The following is a 17,365-nucleotide window of genomic DNA, read 5'->3' on the forward strand; positions in this document are numbered from 1 at the left end:
GCGCAGCTTTTTCTCAAACATAAACTTATGGGTGCGAAGGCAGTTGCTATCAGGCTCCGTTCTGGTCCACAGGTTCCTGGCGGTGCTGGATGATGCGGAAGCTTTCCACCATCCTGATGGAGCCCGGTATATCCTCTGAGAAGAGGGCGATGAAAGCACCTTCCGGGGCATATTCCAGCGCGTGGGCTAAGGCTCTGGTCTCCTGCTGTATCTCCATCACCTTCATATCAGGTTTAACGGACATGATGCCTTGCTTCAACAGGTTGTTCAGCTCCTGTCCATCCTTGCCCCGCAAATCCTTGTCTTGCCGGATGATGATTTCATCAAAGGTCCTAGCCGCTATCCGTCCAAGTTCAATGGTGTCTTCATCCAGTCGGTCGCCTACACCTGCCACAATGCCTATTTTGTAGGTGGCCTGCACATTGGCCACAAAGTCGGCGATGGCCTCCATGCTGGCAATGTTGTGGGCGTAGTCTATGAGCACTTCGTAGCGTGGCAGTTTGAACAGGTTCATGCGGCCTGGTGTGGTCTCGGCAGAAGGCAGGAACGTGCGTAACGCTGTTTTGATTTCGGCAATCTCGAAGTGGTTGATGTAGCCGGTGAGTGTGGCCGCCAACACGTTTTGTATGTTGAACCTGGCGCGCCCCCCAAAGGTCAGCGGGATATCAGCCACCCTGTCCACGCGTATTTTGTAGGTGTTCTTGAAGATGGAGATAAAGCCGTTCTCGAACACGGCAGCCAGCCCGCCCTTGGCGATGTGCTTGAGGATGCGCGGGTTGTTCTCGTCCAGGCTGAAGAATGCGACTTTGCAGTTGAGGCCTGTCGCCATGTCATATACCAGGTCATCGTCCGCGTTGAGTATGGCATACCCATTGGAGCACACCGTTCTGGGCACAACGGCTTTCACCTGCGCCATGTCGTCCACGGTATAGATGTCGCCGAGGCCCAGGTGGTCGGCCGACACGTTGGTCACGATGCCGATGTCGCATTGCCTGAAAGCGAGTCCAGAGCGCAGCATACCGCCACGGGCGCACTCCAGCACGGCGTAATTCACGGTGGGGTCTTTGAGCACGAACTCGCTGCTGTAGGAACCGGTCGTGTCGCCTTTGATGATTTTGTTGTCCTGTATGTAAATGCCATCCGTGGTGGTAAAGCCTACCTGGAAACCCTTGAATTTGAGCATGTGGGCGACGAGTCGCGTGGTAGTGGTTTTGCCGTTGGTGCCCGTAATGGCCACGATAGGTATACGCGAGGGAGTGCCATGCGGGAAGAGCATGTTGATGATGGGCTCTGCCACGTTGCGCGGCAGTCCTTCGGTAGGGGAGATGTGCATGCGCAGACCCGGCGCGGCGTTCACCTCAATCACGGCTCCCCGTGTCTCTGTCAAAGGTATGGCAATGTCGGTGGTCATCACATCAATGCCACACACATCCAAACCAATGATGCCAGCTATACGCTCGGCCATGAGCACGTTGTACGGATGCACTATATCAGTCACATCAGTGGCCGTGCCGCCTGTGCTGAGGTTGGCCGTGCTCTTCAGGTATAGCACCTCGCCGGCAGGCAGCACCGACTTCAAGGTGAGGCCCCTGTCTTTGAGTATGCTGCGGGTCTGCTTGTCTACCTTAATGTGTGTGAGTGCCTTTTCGTGGCCTATACCTCGGCGTGGGTCCTTGTTTACTTGCTTCACCAGCTGCTGTATGGTGGAAACCCCATCGCCGATGACCAGTGCCGGTGTGCGCTTGGCAGCGGCCGTGAACTTGCCATTGATGACGAGCAGGCGGTAGTCATCACCAACAATGAATTGCTCCACCATGACCTCGCGGGAATAGCGTTGCGCCTCTGCGAGGGATTTCAGGGAGTCTTTGCGGCAGCGTACGTTGATGCTGGCGCCCTTACCCTGGTTGCCACTCAGGGGTTTGATGACGACTGGAAATCCCAACTGCTCAATCGCCTCCTCCAACTCCTCTGGGTTAGTAACGATGCTACCCTGCGGCACCGGTATACCGGCTTCTTCCAATATCAGTTTGGTGGAGTTTTTATTACCGGCGTTCTCCACCGCGAAGAACGAGGTTTTGCTGGTCATAGCCGCCTGTATATGCTTCTGGTGGATGCCGTAACCAAGCTGAATCAGGCCACTGCGGTGGTTGTTGATGTAGGGTATGTTACGGCTGACCGCCTCCGTCACGATGGCCTCGGTACTTGGTCCGAAGTATTCGTCTTCGCGAATCTGGTGCAGGCGGGCTATATCCTGCACGATGCTTGGCTTCTTGCCACGTGAGAGCGCCTCGGTGATTCGGACGGCGGCATGGGCGGCAAACTCTCCCGCACGTTCCTGCTGGTAAGAGAATATCACGTAGTCGGTGCCCGTCTCCGGACCAGGGTATCGGCGGCCGTAGCCGCTGTCCATACCTGCCAGCGTCTGTAGCTCCAGGGCGATGTGCTGCACCACCTTGCTAAACGGCGTGCCTTCGCGCACAAGCTTAAAGAAGCCTCCTGGTGTACCGGTAGAGGAGCGGTGCTCATACATGCCTGGGAAGAGTTTTTCTAGGCGTTCCGGAAACTGCGGTACCTCACTGGTGAGCACATCCTGCAGGTTCTCCAGGTCGAGCTTCATCACGATGATTTTAGGATGCTTGATGGACCAGTAGTTTGGCCCACGCATTATTCTTAGCTCTAATATTTTCATGTGCTTTTATCATCAACTCAACGGGTGCCAAGTCGGTGCTGGCATCAGACAGTGCAGGAACAGGCACCCATTGCCCTGGACCTCAGGGATTGCGCTAAGAGTTTTTTACGAGTAAGACCGAAGTTTGGGAATGCCTGTGCCGGCTATTTTGGTTGAGGCTTTTATAAAATAAGTATTTAACCTGTGTGGCTGGTCAGGTTCGGTTGTTTAGGCCAGTATATACACCTACCAGCGGCTGCCAGATTGATTATGTATAGCAGTAGTGTTATATATAACTTATTGATTTACTACAGGTTGTGTTATGTGTTGTGGGAAAATATAAGCTATAGGATATGCCTGTTTTTCTAAACCTGATGGGTGATAAAGCGTTTAATGACCATACGATTTGTTAAAATTTATCAACCTATTTAAACATAAAGCTATGGCAAGAGACTATCAGCGTAATTACGACGAAGGTGATTATGGTTCTTACAACCGCGACCGCTCCAACGATGAAGACAGAGGCTTCTTCGGCAGAATTGGCGAAACAATCAGCCATGCCTGGGAGAGAGTGACTGGTGGCGAAGAAGACAATGACAGAGACAGAAGAGAAGGTTCATACAGAAACTACAGTGGTGGCTCATCCAATTCGGGTAACTACGACAGAGGCGGCTACGGCTCCTCAAGCTATGGTTCTGGCTCTACAGGAGGCAGTGACTACAGCAGCCGGGGCTCCTCGTATGGTGGAGGCGGCAGTGGCCAGTATGGCAGCAGCTCTGGCTACGGCCAGTCAGGCAGAGAGCGCTACGGCTCACAGGGCAGCAGCTACAGCGGCTCTGGCTCCATGGGCGGTAGCTCATACGGAGGCGGATATGGCTCCGGCTCTCAGGGTGGATATGGAAGCTCCCAAGGAGGATACGGTTCCTCACAAGGAGGTTATGGTTCAGGTTCACAAGGAAGCGGCTACGGCTCTGGCTCTATGAGCGGCTCCGGTAACTATGGTTCGTCCGGCTACGGCTCATCTGGTTATGGCTCGTCTGGCTATGGCTCCGGCTCACAGTCCGGTATGTCAGGCAGAGGCAGCTCAGGTGGTTATGGCGGTTCCTCACAAGGAGGTTATGGCTCATCGGGTTATGGTTCCGGCTCGCAAGGCAGCAACTATGGTAGCTCCGGCTCCATGGGCGGAAGCCAGAACTACAGCGGCCGTTCCGGTTCTATGGGCGGAGGCTCAACTGGTGGCTACGGCTCTGGTTCACAAGGAGGCTACAGTGGTTCCGGCTACGGTGGCTCCAACTATAGCTCACATGGCGGTTACGGCGGCTCAGGCAGCTACGGCTCCATGAGTGGCGGCGATTACGGTTCAATGGGCGGTGACCAGGGCTCAAGAGGCAGCTCTTATGGTGGCTCGTCTTCAGGTTACGGCAGCGGCTCTATGGGCAGCGGCGGTTCCGGCTCCATGGGCGGTGGCTCCTTTGGCAGCGGTGCCGGTTCCTTTAGCGGCGGCACCTACAGCAACACAGGCTCAGGCGGCTACGGCTCCTCTCAAGGCAACTACGGTTCTTCGCAGGGAGGCTACGGTTCATCCGGTTCTATGGGCGGTGGTTATGGCTCGCAGAGTGGCTACGGCAGAAGCGGCTCCGACTATGGCTCGTCTGGCTATGGCCAGGGTTCTCAGTCCGGTATGTCAGGTAGAACCAGCTCTATGGGCAGCTCAGGTGGCTATGGTAGCTCCCAAGGCTATGGCAGCTCCTCACAAGGAGGCTACGGCTCATCCGGCTACGGTTCACAAGGCAGCTACGGTGGCTCTTCACAGGGCAGCTATGGCTCCTCTTCCGGCCGTGGCAGCAGCAGCCGTTCCCACAACGATGACAGCAACGAAAGAGCGCTGTTCTCACGCAACCGCCGCAACGAAGGCAGCGATTATGACAGATAGAACATAATGTTTGAGTATATTTGAAGGAAAAAGGGCCGCAACTAGCGGCCCTTTTTTTGTATTAGCTCAGTAAATGGTGTAGGTATGGCTGCTACTTCACTACCAGCTGTTTTGCCTCCTCTACTGTGGCGGCCGATTTGATGATGCGGTCCAGCCCCAGAATCTCGAACACGTTCCGGATTTTCGGTTTCATGTCCACCATCACCAGTTGTTGGTCTTTGAGGTTGCAGGCCTGAAAAGCGGCCAGCAGCACGCCTAACCCGGCAGAGGAGATATAAAGGAGACCGCTGCAGTCAATCAGGACATAATCCTTTTCTGCTGCGATGGCTTGTTCCAGTGCATGGTCTGCGTAAACGGATGAACTGGCGTCAAGCTCCCCCTCAAACTTCAGGATGGTGCCGTCATGCAGTTCAGTCGTGGTAACATGGAATGTTTTCATAACGTAGGCATTTTACATCAATCACTTCCGCCTTCTAATGGCGGCTCACTAAATCAACCCGCATTTCACCTGTGCTTGTAGTGCAGGTAAGCCTCTTTGATACCGGGTACTATTTTCAGATGCGGGGTAAGCCCAGCCTGCTCCAGTTTTTGCTGTACCACCGGCTGCAGGTTGTAAAGCACTAAACTGATACCAAGTGTATCTATAGTGCCTAAATACGAAAGTATTGACCGCATGGCTGAGGTAGAGATGGAGGTGATTCCCGCACAGTCTACCCAGATGTTGTGGTGAGAGGAGAAGTTCGCCTTTTGAATCGCCTCATCAAACGAGGCTACAACGTGTTGGTCCAGTTCTCCCTGGCACTGGATGACTACACTCTCCGGCATTTCCTGTATCGAAATTCCCATAACTCGCTTATTTAAGACCTTTTAGCATATCAGAGCATCAGGTATGACTGCCTTGTTTCGAAGGCCGAAGGTATAGCTTTAAAGTGTTGCCTATACTCAGATTTGAAGTAGAAAAAATGTCAGCTAGTTAAGAATCAGGCCAATACAAATCTAACCATAATTAAGGTTCTACCAGATGATATAAACACGTATAGTTATATAGTAGAAAATACTTAAATGTTCGGGGCAAGCCTTGTTTTTTAACGAAGAAACCCACCTGCCATTGCAGTTTTGGTTTTTATCATGAAAATTACCCATTCTTTTGGACCTTGGACGCGTCTTAGAGGCCAGGGGATAGGAGTTACACCGCACTAGGTGGCAACGCTCCTGAAAGGCTTTTACGATAACAATATAAAGGGAAAATTGAGAACCAAAGGACTGCACTATTTATCCCAAATGGCTTCATCAGCTAATTTGTACACGACATCTATAGCATGATTGATGTAATAATCACGGACGACCACACAATTATCCGGGATGGGGTAAAGGCCCTGTTGAACGGGCATCCCTCTATCAGAATAGTGGGTGAGGCCGCAAATGGAGACCAACTCTTGAACTTGCTGGCTACTGTGCATGCCGATGTGGTGCTAATGGATATTGGTTTGCCTGGCAAGGATGGCTTTGAACTGACCAGAGAGATAGTGGAGCAATATCCGAACGTGAAAGTGTTGGTGCTCTCGGTGCTCGACGACATAAGCCATGTGAAAAGGATGATGGAAATCGGGGCCTCAGGCTACATGCTCAAAACCGTAAGCAGGGACGAACTTTGCCACGGGCTCCTGCTTGTGGCTTCTGGGAGCCGGTATATCTGTTCTGACATAGCGCTGCACCTCCTCCGCAAGGTACAGTCTTATAACTTGGCCCAACCAGTGCTGCAGCCAACCGCTGAGCAGCAACGGGAGCTTTCGAAGCGAGAGCTGGAGGTGCTGGCGCTCATCGGCGAGGGCTTCACGAATGCCGAAATTGCTGAACGGTTGTTTACCAGCAAGCGTACTGTAGAAACGCACCGACAGAACCTGCTGGAGAAGACCAGCTCACGCAATACCGCTATGCTGGTAAGGTATGCGCTGCAGCGAGGGCTCATCAACAGTTAGGGTTAAGACAAATATATTTGATACAAGCGCCGCCTCCCAGCGGCGCTTTTTCATTTTCCGCTTGTCTACCAAATATGCTAGGCAACTGGTCAGGAGACTAATTCTTTGGCGATAGTTTAGATGAAGGAGGGTTACACTAACGGAACTCAAATGGAGACAGTCTGGGCATCGGGTCGAGAAACCTATACTTGGCACCTGGGCTCACCAAGAAGGCCGGCCGTGTAAGTATAAGCCAAACTGGGTTCAAAACCAATACAGCAGCAGGACGGGTAGGGACAGGTTTTTAGTACTATATCGTTAACAAAAAGGGAGTGAAGCTTGTATAGGAACTTTGGTTGTCTCAAATTGCAGGTTGAAAGCAGCGAGACAAATACGGATTTTACTATACGTACAAGATACGTTGTTTTATATAAATCGAGATTTGGGGCGCTGTTATAGGAGGGGAATTGAATTATCGCAAGTTCAGGTATGGCCTGTGCGGATACTGGAGAGGCGTGCAAACGAACTGCATTCAGGCCCTCATTTATGATTAAATTTAGGTTTTTAGATTATGACAATTTACAGTAAGTGGTACCATCCTTACGAGATTAATGAGAAGTATCAGAAACGCGTAGCGTATTTCAGCATGGAGTACGGCATTCACCAGGCGCTCAAAGTCTACTCAGGGGGTTTAGGTTTCCTGGCCGGGTCGCACATGCGCAGCGCCTATGACCTGCGTCAGAACATGGTGGGAATCGGCATCCTGTGGAAGTACGGCTATTATGACCAGACCCGCAACGACGACCAGACCATGCGGGTGCAGTTTCAGAAGAAATACTATACCTACCTCGAAGACTCTGGCATCAAAGTAACAGTCAATGTGAATGGCCACCCGGTGGTAGTGCAAGCGCTGGTGCTGCGGCCTGAGGTTTTCGGCACGGTGCCTATGTACTTCCTCACGACTAACCTCCCTGAGAATGATTACTTGGCCCGCACCATTACATACCATTTATACGACAAGGAGCAGACCACTCGCATCGCGCAGAGTATTGTGCTGGGTATAGCCGGTGCCAAAGTAGTAGAGGAGCTCGGTGGGGCAGACATTTATCACATGAACGAGGGTCACGCGCTGCCGCTGGCTTTCCACCTGCATGAGAAATATGGCAGTGCGGAGGAGGTCAGGAAGCGCCTGGTATTTACCACGCATACCCCGGAAAAAGCCGGTAACGAGGTGCACGATATCCAGCTGCTCAACAGGATGTCGTTCTTCAATGATACGCCACTGGAGGAGGCCAGAAGAATGACCGGCATGCACGGCAACTACTTCGACTATACCTTGGCGGCGCTGCGGCTGGCCAAAGTGGCCAACGGGGTGTCGCAGTTGCACGGGGAGGTGTCCCGGCGCATGTGGTACGGCAACGAGGGAATCTGTGATATAAAAGCCATCACCAATGCCCAAAATGTGCCCTTCTGGATGGACAAGACCCTGCGACAGGGCCTGGAGCACGACGACAACCAGGCTATGATACAGCGCAAAGCTGACATGAAGCGGGATTTGTTCGAGATTGTGGCAGACCAGACAGGTAAACTCTTCCGGCCCGACGTGCTCACCATTGTGTGGGCGAGGCGCTTTGCCGCCTATAAGCGTGCCGACCTGCTGGTGCATGACATTGAGCGTTTCTTCGACATGCTTTCGCAGGAGGCGCGGCCGGTGCAGGTGATATGGGCAGGCAAACCTTACCCGTTTGATGAGGGCGCAGTGAGCGTTTTCAACAGCCTGGTGAGCCTGTCGTACCAGAAGTCGAACTTTGCTGTGCTGACGGGATATGAGATTGGCCTTTCCAAGAAGCTGAAGCAAGGAGCGGATGTGTGGCTTAACACGCCACGCCGCCCACGCGAAGCATCCGGCACCAGTGGCATGACGGCGGCTATGAACGGAGCAGTCAACCTGTCGGTGTTGGATGGCTGGCTGCCAGAGTTTGCGCGCCACGGCGAAAACAGCTTCGTGTTACCTGTTGTGGACACCAACCTCCCTGACCCCATGCAGGATGAGATTGACCACAAAAACCTGATGAATATCCTCGAAAAAGAGGTGATTCCGACCTACTACAGCGACAGAGCCAAGTGGATGAATATTGTGAAGCAAGGCATGCGGGACATCATCCCACGTTTCGACTCCGACCGTATGGCGCATGAGTATTATGATATGATGTACTAGTTAATGGATAATGATTTCTGCTAAGGCCTCGGAAAAGTGAGGTGATGATTCGCAGCAACGATTGAACCAAGGGCTGTCCTGATTTAGGGCAGCTCTTGGTGTTTAAGTAGGTAGCTTCGTAGTTATTGTTAGCTTCTTCCTTCTGCTTTTATTGTATAGCTTGCCCTGGCCGGGCGGGCCTTACTTTTTGTCTTGACACAAAAAGTAAGCAAAAAAGTCAAGACGCTTTTGAACTCGCTGACCGCTCGAACAAAAAATCGCCATTGGCGCACCTGGCCGATGTCTTTTCCTTTTAGCTGCTGTGGAAACTCTCCCCTTGAGGGGAGCCAGAGGGGTGTCAAGGCTATACCTGTCAGCTATACCTATACCTGGTCTTCGCCTGCTATATCTGCTCACGCTCCCGCCACTCTTGTACCCTTTCCCATACACTCTCTGTCATTCCGACGAAAGGAGGAATCTCATGCCCTACTGGCAGAGCATCCAGCGTCAGCGCAGATGCGGCTTTTCTGAGGGGAAGGGAACAGAGGGAACGCCAGGTGCATATTGGCCGGCATGTCTCACCGCCGGTTCCCGCTGCGCTCGCACCGGCGGCAGGCAGCGTAACAGATTCCTCCTTTCGTCGGAATGACAGAAAGGGCGAGGTATGAAAGTTAGAGCAGGAGTACAGCTCCTGCAGGAGGAGTCCCACTGCTCGGAGGGGAGGGTTCAGGAATGAGATGTAACACCAGACACCACCTACACACAGAAGCAACCGGTATCGGTACTATCTAAACACAGCGAGCTGCCCTGAAATCAGAGCAGCTCGCCGTGTTTAGGTATGATACTACTTTCTACTGCACGAACCGCGTTCCGAAGAAGTCGCCTGGCTTCCAGGTGGGTCGTTGCGGGTTATTGGCTACTTGGTAACTAATAAGGAAGTTGAGCTGTACGTATTTTTTGCCGGCGTCGAAGTCGAAGGTGCCGTTTTCGAAGCCATCCTGCGGCTTGTGGTAATGGACGGCGCGCCAAGCCTCCACTTGCTTGTTCAGGTTGTTCTGTCCGTCTTTGGTCTTGTTGCCATACTTGATGTGCAGGGCAGGTATTCCTTGTGTCACGAAGCTGTATTGGTCACTGCGGATGAAGCGCATCTGCTCCGGCTCCGGGTCTTCTTCCACTGCCAAACCCAGGTGCTGCGCCGCAGCAGCCACCTCATTCTCCAGCGTAGAATGGTTGGCACCCAGTCCTACGACAGAAAGCAACGGCGCGATAATAGTCGGCATGTCGGTGTTGATATCGGCTACGATGCTCTGTACCGGCACTGTTGGGTAGCGGGCGAAGTATGCGGAGCCTAGCAGGCCCATCTCTTCGGCGGTCACCATCACGAACAGTACGGAGCGTTTCGGTTTTTCAGGCAGGCGGGAATAGATTTTAGCTATCTCCAGCACACTGGCCACACCCGAGGCATTGTCGTGGGCTCCGTTGTAGATAGAGTCGCCATTTACCGGTGCGCCTATGCCGACGTGGTCGAGGTGGGCGCTGTGCACTACGTACTCGTTCTTCAGTTGCGGGTCTGATCCAGTGATTTTGCCTATCACGTTTTGGCTCTCGAAGTCCTGGTAAGTAGAGTTGTAGCTGGCGCGCAAGGTATAGCCGAGCGGGGCAGAAGCCGTTGTTCCTTTTTTCAGTCCGGGCACTACCTGGGCAGTGTCCAGGGCAGCGCCCTGCAGGAGCTGGTGGAACGTCTTAGCGTCTATATTGGCTAGCACTTTGATTTTTTCAGACACATAGTTCCGCGATACGGCTACTTTTCCGTTTGCGTCCATCACGCTGTAGGTGCCACGCTGCAGGTTTGGCACGCGGCCTTTCGGATTAGCAGTGGCTACCACCACTCCCACGGCGCCTTTGTCAGCGGCCGTCTGCAGCACCGTCATCATGTCGCGGCTGTAGGCTGAAACAGTAGAAGGGAAACTGGCAGGAGCACCGCGCAGCACCACCACGATTTTACCCGTCACGTCTATACCTGCGTAGTCATCGTAGCCCAAGTCAGGGGCGCTGATGCCGTATCCGGCAAATACCAGCGGCGCGTTGATGCTCACCTGTTGCTCCTCAGCATGGGGGTAGATAGAGAACTCCTTTCCATCTGTGAGTTTCATCTCATTTCCCTGCGCGTCCAGCACGCTGAGGGCGGCATCTTTTCCGATGAAGGATTTACGCAGGCGCACCAACTGCAGGTAGGTCCCGTTTTCACCGGCTGGCTCCACGCCTGCCTTCTTGTAATGGTCGACTACATAATCTACGGCCATCTGATAGCCGGGCGTGCCGGGCTGGCGACCCAGAAGGCGGTCATCGGCCAAGTATTTCACATGGGCCTTAATATCCTTCGGTTTTACCTTGTTCAGCGATTTGGCTGTGGGTTTATCTAGTGTGAGCGATTGGGCCAACGCGCTTTCGTGCAGCAGCACACCGCAGGATAGCAAAAGGAGCAGGAAGCGTTTCATTCAGATATGACTCGGTTTATTTCTCCAAATATAAGAGAAATGTCAATATAGTTCCCGGCTATACCTGCTGCCTAGGTATAGCCGGGAGCCAAAACAGTTTATTTGGAGTTTCGTTTCCGGCGCTCCTGACGCCTCAGGAATAAGGTAAGGGCAGTGAGGAACAGCAGAAAAAGCAACAGGCTGAATATTTCCATCGGATGCGCTTGCAGGTATACTGTGGAATGCAGATGTTTCTTACTCAGGTTTTGCCTCCTCCTGGTGCACCAGATAGCTGGTCAGTTTGTCCCACTGCAGCGCTTGGAAACCAGCCCAGCCGCCTTCGGCTACCAAGGTGTTGAGGATTTTGCGCCCACCGGATTCCTTCCCTTTGTTGTTGATGTACTCATTCTGGCCAATCTCAGAGGCTATTAACCGTGTACCCTGTAGCTCCACCCGGAAGGTGCTGCTAGCCTCTTTTGTAAAAAAGTGTTGTGTCACTTCCTCCTCATCGGCAGGCGGATTTGGTTTTTCGCTGGGATGTACGGTGAACTCGGCCAGATTTTCATCCTGTACGATATTTGATATGTTGACCCAATTCTCCACGTTGGAGGCGGGCAGCGTTATTTTCACATAGTAGCCCACTTTAGGTGTCTCGGCTGTTGTTTTCAGGCCTCGCTCATCGTGCAGCTCAAAGGTGGAGTTGATGCCTTCCAGGTTGGACCACAGGTTCACGTTGAACAGCTTGCGCTTCGATTCCTCAAACGCCTCCTGAGCGCTGGCCACATCCGGAAAGGTTTGCTCGTTCTGGTATAGCTTGTCTTTGGGCTCTTCGCCCTGCACTACCTTTACCTCTTCCTTTATCTTATCGACTATCTTTTTTATACCCATGACTCTGTTTGTTTTCGGCGTTTTATGAAGACTGCTGTTACAAGAATGCCATCCCACAACATGCTTTGTCAACCTCTGCTTTACGATTTGGGGTGCTTGATGTTGGCTATACCTGTGGCTATTCTCAGGTATAGTCTCCCCAAAAAAACAGCCCCTCCAGCTATAGAGCCGAAGGAGCCGTTCAGGAAAACAGGAAATAATGTATGCGTCAGGTATAACTTAGGCGTGTTTGCTCGTTTCCCTTTCCTCTTCTACATACGGTACCACGTCCTCATCCTCTTCCAAAGACCAGCCGGTTTTCAGGCCGATGATGAACCAGGCCAGCGCCAGCACACCGCCCGCAAAGATGGTGTCACCCACCACGCGCAGCCAGCGCAGGATGTTCATGGTGTCGGTCTGCATGAACTCCATGGAGCGGGCGTACCACAGACCGTACTCCACACTCGCCCAGGTCTGCATGAGGCCAATCGGCAGCACACTGATAAGCACCATGAGAATCAGGCCGATGTTGATGGACCAGAACGCAAAGCTGATGACACCGTCTTTCCAGCGGCGGCGGGCCGAGAGGCCTTTCAGCACGAACAGCATAAGGCCGATGCCCAGCATACCGTATACTCCGAACAGGGCTGTGTGGGCATGCACCGGCGTTGTGTTCAGTCCCTGCATGTAGTAGAGTGCAATCGGCGGGTTAATCACGAAACCGAACACACCGGCACCAATCAGGTTCCAAAAGGCCACCGCCACGAAGGAGTAGATGGGCCACTTGTAGGCTTTAATCCACTGCGTGAGCTTGCTGATTTGCAGATTGTGGTAGGCTTCGAAACCAATCAGCACCAATGGCACCACTTCCAGCGCACTGAAGGTAGCACCCAGCGCCATCACCGCAGTCGGCGTGCCACTGAAGTATAGGTGGTGGAACGTACCGATGATACCGCCGAACAGGAAGATAATGGTCGAGAAGAGCACCGTTGCCGTTGCCATTTTGGTATCCAACAGGCCCATGCGCACGAAGAGGAAGGCGATGACCACCGTGGCGAACACCTCAAAGAAGCCCTCTACCCACAGGTGGACTACCCACCAGCGCCAGTACTCGGCAATGGCCAGGTTGGTATGCTGTCCCCACATCAGGCCAGAGGCATAGAAGATGGCGATGGCAGCCGACGAAATGAGGAACATGCCCAGCAGGTGGCGTCCCTCCACATCGTTACGGAAGGCAGGCAGTATAGCACGTACCATCAGCGCCAGCCACAGGAACAGGCCTACCAGCAGGAAAATCTGCCAGAATCGACCCAGGTCCACATACTCATAGCCCTGGTGCCCGAACCAGAAGTTCTCGGTATAGCCCAGCTTCTGCATGATGCCGTACCACTGGCCGGCCAGTGAACCGGCCACGATGATGAGCAGGCAGACGAACAGGAAATTCACCCCCAGTTTCTGGAACTTCGGCTCATGGCCCGACACGGCAGGCGCTATGTACAGACCGGTAGCCAGCCAGGAAGTAGCAATCCAGAAGATAGCCAGCTGCACGTGCCAGGTACGGGTGATGGAGTAGGGGAGGTACTCGGCTAGCGGGAAGCCGTACAGTGCCTGTCCTTCCACACCGTAATGCGCCGACACGACACCCAGGGTCACCTGCACGAGAATCAGCGCCGTCACAATCCAGAAGTATTTCAAGGTCGCTTTCATGGAAGGCGTGGCTGTCAGTCCCAGCAGTGGGTCCTGCTTCGGTAGTTTAGAGTGGTCAATCTCCTCTTCTTTGTTAGAGGCATAATAGTATGCCAGCATACCTACACCCGCAATCAGGATAATCACGCTGAAGCCGGTCCAGATGATGAGGTCGGAGCTGGGCTCGTTGGCTACCAGTTTCTCGGCGGGCCAGTTGTTGGTATAGGTGATTTTCTTGCCCGGACGCTCCGTCACGCAGGCCCAGGAAGTCCAGAAAAAGAAAGCGTTGAGCTTCTCCATCCGCACCGGGTCTTCCACGGTGTTGTCTTTCATGGCGTAGGCATCACGGTACTTGGCCAGGGCAGGGTCATCCATGAACAGGCCGGTGTAGTGCTTGCTCACATCGGCAATCGCCTCGGCGCGCAAATCCGAAATGGTGAGTATACCTGTCTCGGCATCATAGGTGTTGGCCCGGATTTGCTTCTGCAGGCGCGCCTCCAGCATGGCTTTAATCTCTTCATCCAGTTCGTCGTAGGTCATGCCTTTTTCCTGCTGCGCCCAATAGTCCAGGAAGTACATGGCCTCTTTGTGCAGCCAGTCGGCGCTCCAGTCAGGCGCAATGTAGGCGCCGTGGCCCCAGACAGAGCCCAGCTGCTGCCCGCCAGTGGACTGCCACACATTCTGTCCGTCTTTGATGTCCTGCTCTGAAAACACGACTTTGCCGGATGTGGTGACCACCTGCACAGGTATAGGCGGTGCTTCTCGGTAAATCTCGATACCGTAGTAACCGAGAACGGCGAAGGAGCCGACTATCACGGCAATGAACCCCAGCCATAGGTTTCTGTATCTCATAAAAAGTAGAATTTGGAAAGTATATAATTGAGTTTAGGTTGAAATTCCTGCGCTGGGGTTCCGAGCAGAGAGCCTTAGAACATGTAGGTGAGGCTGACCATGCTGCGGCTGTTGCCCTCCGTGTGGTGGTGAGCCTCGGTGCTGCTGACGGGCAGTTGCAGGGTGCCGCCCACGGCGATGTTCTTCACATACACGCTCAGGCCGAGGTTGGTGAAGAATGAGTCGCCGCCTTTTTGAGCGTTGGTGGCTCCTTCGTAGCGGTCGCCTTTGGCGTGCTCATAGTACACCCCGGCGCTCGGCAGCAGCGAGATGCCTTTCACATTCTGCCAATAGAACACGTTGGAGGAGGTGCTCAGGCGGTCACCGAACTGGTAGCCGTCGCTGTTCTCGGTGTTGAAGCGGTAGGTGAAGTCGTTGCTCAGGCCCAGTTGCTTGTAGCGGATGGTATAGATGCCATTCACCATGTAGTCAGTGCTGCCGGTGCCGGGTTGCATGTTGGCTGCCAGCTGCTCGTCGTGCTCCTGCTTTTGGAAATTGCCGGTCGCCAGTTTTACACCACCACCCAACTGCAGGGTATGCTTGAAGGTATGGCCCAGGCTGTCGCCGGTGTTGAGAAGGGAGTAGTTGGCCATGAGTGTCACGTCTCCAAAGCCTTTGCTCTTGATGGAGCTATGGCCGCTGGTCTGCGCATTGAGCACATAAGGCAGAAAGGCAAACAACTGCACATTCTTCACAGGGTTGAAGCGCCCCCAGAGCTCGGCGGTGGCGAAACGCTCATCGGTCACCTGTACGTGCTGGCCATGCGTGGCCGTGGTGGTAAAGGAGCGGGTGCTGTAGCGCACGCCCACAAAGTGCTTGTGGAACTGGGGCAGGATGCCCATGTAGCTGCCGCCCATGGTGCAGCCTTTGTCGCAGGCCTCGCTGCTGATGTTGATGGATAAAAGGGCAAGCGCAAGTAATACTAACTTTTTCATGACTTAGGTTCTTTTTGATTGATAATAAAAAGGGGTGGTGCCGGTCTGGCGCCAGGTATAGAAACTAAGAAATGAATTGGGGCGGGTGGAAAAAAGCGTGGTCGGGGGAGGTATACCTGCCGGCCTGATAGGTGGGGCAGTCGCCGCTGTCGTTTTCAGGTATAGCGGCAGCCAACACGACTGACTCCGCTCTATGCGCAATCATATCCACGGCGGTCTGCTGCTGGCGCTGCGACTGCTTTTCGCGCTCGGCGTCTTTTTTAAGCTCTTTGCGGAGGTGACACTTGCCTTGGCACTCTGAGCCAGGTATGGCTTTCTGTTCACACAGCTCCCTGGCGATGTAGTCCTTGTTGAGCTGGTATACCAGATAGATTCCCTGCTTGCTCAGCGGCTGCACCAGCATACACACCACACACACTATAACAGCAAGCCGATTCATGGCACCTTCTCTTTTTTGATTTTTTGACTGAGGCAAAGGTCATATCGCGGTGCAACTGAAAAAATGACATAGGTCATTAATAAAAGAGATTAAGGTCTTCTATTATAAACGCTAGCCGCCATACTTTTGGGCATTAATCAGAGGCAACCATGCTTCTATAAAGTATGCGAACCATGAGAACAGAATCAGGAAATAAGCAGGAGCAGAGCACCCCACCCACTCAGCAGGAAGGCAGCAGCCTGTTGACCTTCCAACTTGCAGAACTAACCCAACAATTGAAAGAAGAGGAGAATTGGCAGAAGAGCGGACGGGGAGCCCGGACACTCTACAAGTCAGACGCCATGTGCATCGTCCTTAACGTGATGCAGGCCGGCACCGAAATAAAACCGCACCATACCGCCGGACCCATCAGCGTGCAGGTGGTAGAGGGACGAATCAGGTTCAATACAGAAAAGGAATCTGTGGTACTGGGGGAAGGGCAACTGCTCACCTTGCAGGAGCATGTGCGGCACAATGTGGAGGCGCTAAAAGAGACTGCTTTTCTACTGTCCATGTCGCCACTCGCCACCAAAGCCTAACGCCTAATGGCAGAAAAGCAGCCCAATTGGTAGCATTTCAGCGGCATGAGGCAGACCAGAATAAAAAAGATGACAAATGTCACTAATAAAAGAGATTAAGGTCTTTTATTTCGAAGCCAAGTCGCTATACCTTTGAACCATAAATGATCGCCAAATCATATAACAACACCTAACAATCAAAAACCATGAGAACCAATAAGAAAGATGGAAAAAGAAACAGCAGGGGAGTTGGCAGACCGCTGCACACACTGGCTTTGTTACTGATGGGGGGCATGCTCGTGTATGGCTGCTCTTCAGACAACAGCACAACCACCGAGACCACACAGGAGACAGGGCTGGCGCATCAGGCGCCTGAGGCACCTGTAGAAGACAATGGGTTAGGTGTTGGCCCCGTGAAAACAGTGCAGCTGACTGATGAGATTGACCAGGCCCTTGCAACCGAAGGCAAGTCGATTTTCGAAGGAAAATGCTCTGCCTGCCACCAGCTGTCTGACCAGAAAGTGGTTGGCCCAGGCCTGGCCGGTGTAACGGAGAAAAGAAAGCCGGAGTGGGTCATGAACATGATTATCAACCCAGAGGAGATGACCAAGAAAGACCCTGCTGCCAAAAAACTGCTGGCTGAGCACCTGACCCAGATGACCAACCAGAACGTGACCGAACAGGATGCCAGAGCGCTTCTGGAGTTCCTGAGACAGAACGACAAAAATTCCTAACAGAATCAATAAGCTAAAATTCA

13 protein-coding genes are annotated in these 17,365 nt (G+C 53.2%); 5 read left to right on the forward strand and 8 right to left on the reverse strand.

Annotated elements, in window-relative coordinates:
* Window positions 1–49: 49 nt before the first annotated feature.
* A complete protein-coding gene (gene cphA / locus B051_RS0115775) occupies window positions 50–2,689 on the reverse strand; it encodes a cyanophycin synthetase (protein ID WP_033316943.1) in 2,640 nt (879 codons plus the stop codon).
* A 421-nt stretch (window positions 2,690–3,110) separates the two neighbouring features.
* Here cphA and B051_RS21450 point away from each other — a divergent pair, with 421 nt between their 5' ends.
* Window positions 3,111–4,601 carry a hypothetical protein gene (locus B051_RS21450; protein WP_051080675.1) on the forward strand — a complete coding sequence of 497 codons (1,491 nt, stop codon included), beginning with the start codon at window positions 3,111–3,113 and terminating at the stop codon, window positions 4,599–4,601.
* Window positions 4,602–4,692: 91 nt separating this feature from the next.
* On the opposite strand, the gene B051_RS0115785 is transcribed toward B051_RS21450, so the two are convergent.
* Together B051_RS0115785 and B051_RS0115790 are read right to left on the reverse strand one after the other, a co-directional pair.
* Window positions 4,693–5,040 (reverse strand): STAS domain-containing protein, encoded by a 348-nt coding sequence (locus B051_RS0115785; protein WP_018479186.1) that lies wholly within the window; start codon window positions 5,038–5,040, stop codon window positions 4,693–4,695.
* 65 nt (window positions 5,041–5,105) lie between these two features.
* Window positions 5,106–5,447 (reverse strand): STAS domain-containing protein, encoded by a 342-nt coding sequence (locus B051_RS0115790; protein ID WP_018479187.1) that lies wholly within the window; start codon window positions 5,445–5,447, stop codon window positions 5,106–5,108.
* Between the two features lie 473 nt (window positions 5,448–5,920).
* Between B051_RS0115790 and B051_RS0115795 the strand changes: the two genes are divergently transcribed.
* Both B051_RS0115795 and glgP read left to right on the forward strand, forming a co-directional pair.
* Complete coding sequence (locus B051_RS0115795) at window positions 5,921–6,580, forward strand: response regulator transcription factor (RefSeq protein WP_018479188.1); 660 nt, start codon at window positions 5,921–5,923, stop codon at window positions 6,578–6,580.
* A 550-nt stretch (window positions 6,581–7,130) separates the two neighbouring features.
* Window positions 7,131–8,777, forward strand: a complete 1,647-nt coding sequence (gene glgP / locus B051_RS0115800) for an alpha-glucan family phosphorylase (RefSeq protein WP_018479189.1) — start codon at window positions 7,131–7,133, stop codon at window positions 8,775–8,777.
* Window positions 8,778–9,607: 830 nt separating this feature from the next.
* Here the strand turns inward: glgP and B051_RS0115805 are convergent.
* From B051_RS0115805 to B051_RS0115830, 5 genes are all read right to left on the reverse strand, one after another.
* Window positions 9,608–11,254, reverse strand: coding sequence for a M28 family peptidase (locus tag B051_RS0115805; RefSeq protein ID WP_018479190.1), 1,647 nt, complete (start codon window positions 11,252–11,254; stop codon window positions 9,608–9,610).
* A 234-nt stretch (window positions 11,255–11,488) separates the two neighbouring features.
* On the reverse strand, window positions 11,489–12,121 hold the full coding sequence (locus tag B051_RS0115815) for a hypothetical protein (protein ID WP_018479192.1): 633 nt from the start codon (window positions 12,119–12,121) through the stop codon (window positions 11,489–11,491).
* A 219-nt stretch (window positions 12,122–12,340) separates the two neighbouring features.
* Window positions 12,341–14,638, reverse strand: coding sequence for a nitric-oxide reductase large subunit (locus tag B051_RS0115820; protein ID WP_018479193.1), 2,298 nt, complete (start codon window positions 14,636–14,638; stop codon window positions 12,341–12,343).
* 74 nt (window positions 14,639–14,712) lie between these two features.
* The gene (locus tag B051_RS21455) at window positions 14,713–15,612 is read right to left on the reverse strand and encodes a transporter family protein (RefSeq protein ID WP_018479194.1); all 900 of its coding nucleotides are present in this window, start codon (window positions 15,610–15,612) and stop codon (window positions 14,713–14,715) included.
* 64 nt (window positions 15,613–15,676) lie between these two features.
* A complete protein-coding gene (locus tag B051_RS0115830) occupies window positions 15,677–16,051 on the reverse strand; it encodes a hypothetical protein (RefSeq protein ID WP_245539644.1) in 375 nt (124 codons plus the stop codon).
* Between the two features lie 173 nt (window positions 16,052–16,224).
* Between B051_RS0115830 and B051_RS0115835 the strand changes: the two genes are divergently transcribed.
* Both B051_RS0115835 and B051_RS0115840 read left to right on the forward strand, forming a co-directional pair.
* Complete coding sequence (locus B051_RS0115835) at window positions 16,225–16,629, forward strand: cupin domain-containing protein (RefSeq protein ID WP_018479196.1); 405 nt, start codon at window positions 16,225–16,227, stop codon at window positions 16,627–16,629.
* Window positions 16,630–16,814: 185 nt separating this feature from the next.
* Window positions 16,815–17,342: a c-type cytochrome gene (locus B051_RS0115840; protein ID WP_018479197.1), complete on the forward strand. Its 528-nt coding sequence runs from the start codon at window positions 16,815–16,817 to the stop codon at window positions 17,340–17,342.
* The last annotated feature ends 23 nt before the right edge of the window (window positions 17,343–17,365 follow it).

Source organism: Pontibacter roseus DSM 17521, from assembly GCF_000373265.1.
GTDB lineage: Bacteria > Bacteroidota > Bacteroidia > Cytophagales > Hymenobacteraceae > Pontibacter > Pontibacter roseus.

Excerpts from the sequence above, each read along its gene's own strand:
- cphA (WP_033316943.1), bottom strand. The coding sequence starts at position 2,689 with ATGAAAATATTAGAGCTAAGAATAATGCGTGGGCCAAACTACTGGTCC.
- B051_RS21450 (WP_051080675.1), top strand. The coding sequence starts at position 3,111 with ATGGCAAGAGACTATCAGCGTAATTACGACGAAGGTGATTATGGTTCT.
- B051_RS0115785 (WP_018479186.1), bottom strand. The coding sequence starts at position 5,040 with ATGAAAACATTCCATGTTACCACGACTGAACTGCATGACGGCACCATC.
- B051_RS0115790 (WP_018479187.1), bottom strand. The coding sequence starts at position 5,447 with ATGGGAATTTCGATACAGGAAATGCCGGAGAGTGTAGTCATCCAGTGC.
- B051_RS0115795 (WP_018479188.1), top strand. The coding sequence starts at position 5,921 with ATGATTGATGTAATAATCACGGACGACCACACAATTATCCGGGATGGG.
- glgP (WP_018479189.1), top strand. The coding sequence starts at position 7,131 with ATGACAATTTACAGTAAGTGGTACCATCCTTACGAGATTAATGAGAAG.
- B051_RS0115805 (WP_018479190.1), bottom strand. The coding sequence starts at position 11,254 with ATGAAACGCTTCCTGCTCCTTTTGCTATCCTGCGGTGTGCTGCTGCAC.
- B051_RS0115815 (WP_018479192.1), bottom strand. The coding sequence starts at position 12,121 with ATGGGTATAAAAAAGATAGTCGATAAGATAAAGGAAGAGGTAAAGGTA.
- B051_RS0115820 (WP_018479193.1), bottom strand. The coding sequence starts at position 14,638 with ATGAGATACAGAAACCTATGGCTGGGGTTCATTGCCGTGATAGTCGGC.
- B051_RS21455 (WP_018479194.1), bottom strand. The coding sequence starts at position 15,612 with ATGAAAAAGTTAGTATTACTTGCGCTTGCCCTTTTATCCATCAACATC.
- B051_RS0115830 (WP_245539644.1), bottom strand. The coding sequence starts at position 16,051 with ATGAATCGGCTTGCTGTTATAGTGTGTGTGGTGTGTATGCTGGTGCAG.
- B051_RS0115835 (WP_018479196.1), top strand. The coding sequence starts at position 16,225 with ATGAGAACAGAATCAGGAAATAAGCAGGAGCAGAGCACCCCACCCACT.
- B051_RS0115840 (WP_018479197.1), top strand. The coding sequence starts at position 16,815 with ATGAGAACCAATAAGAAAGATGGAAAAAGAAACAGCAGGGGAGTTGGC.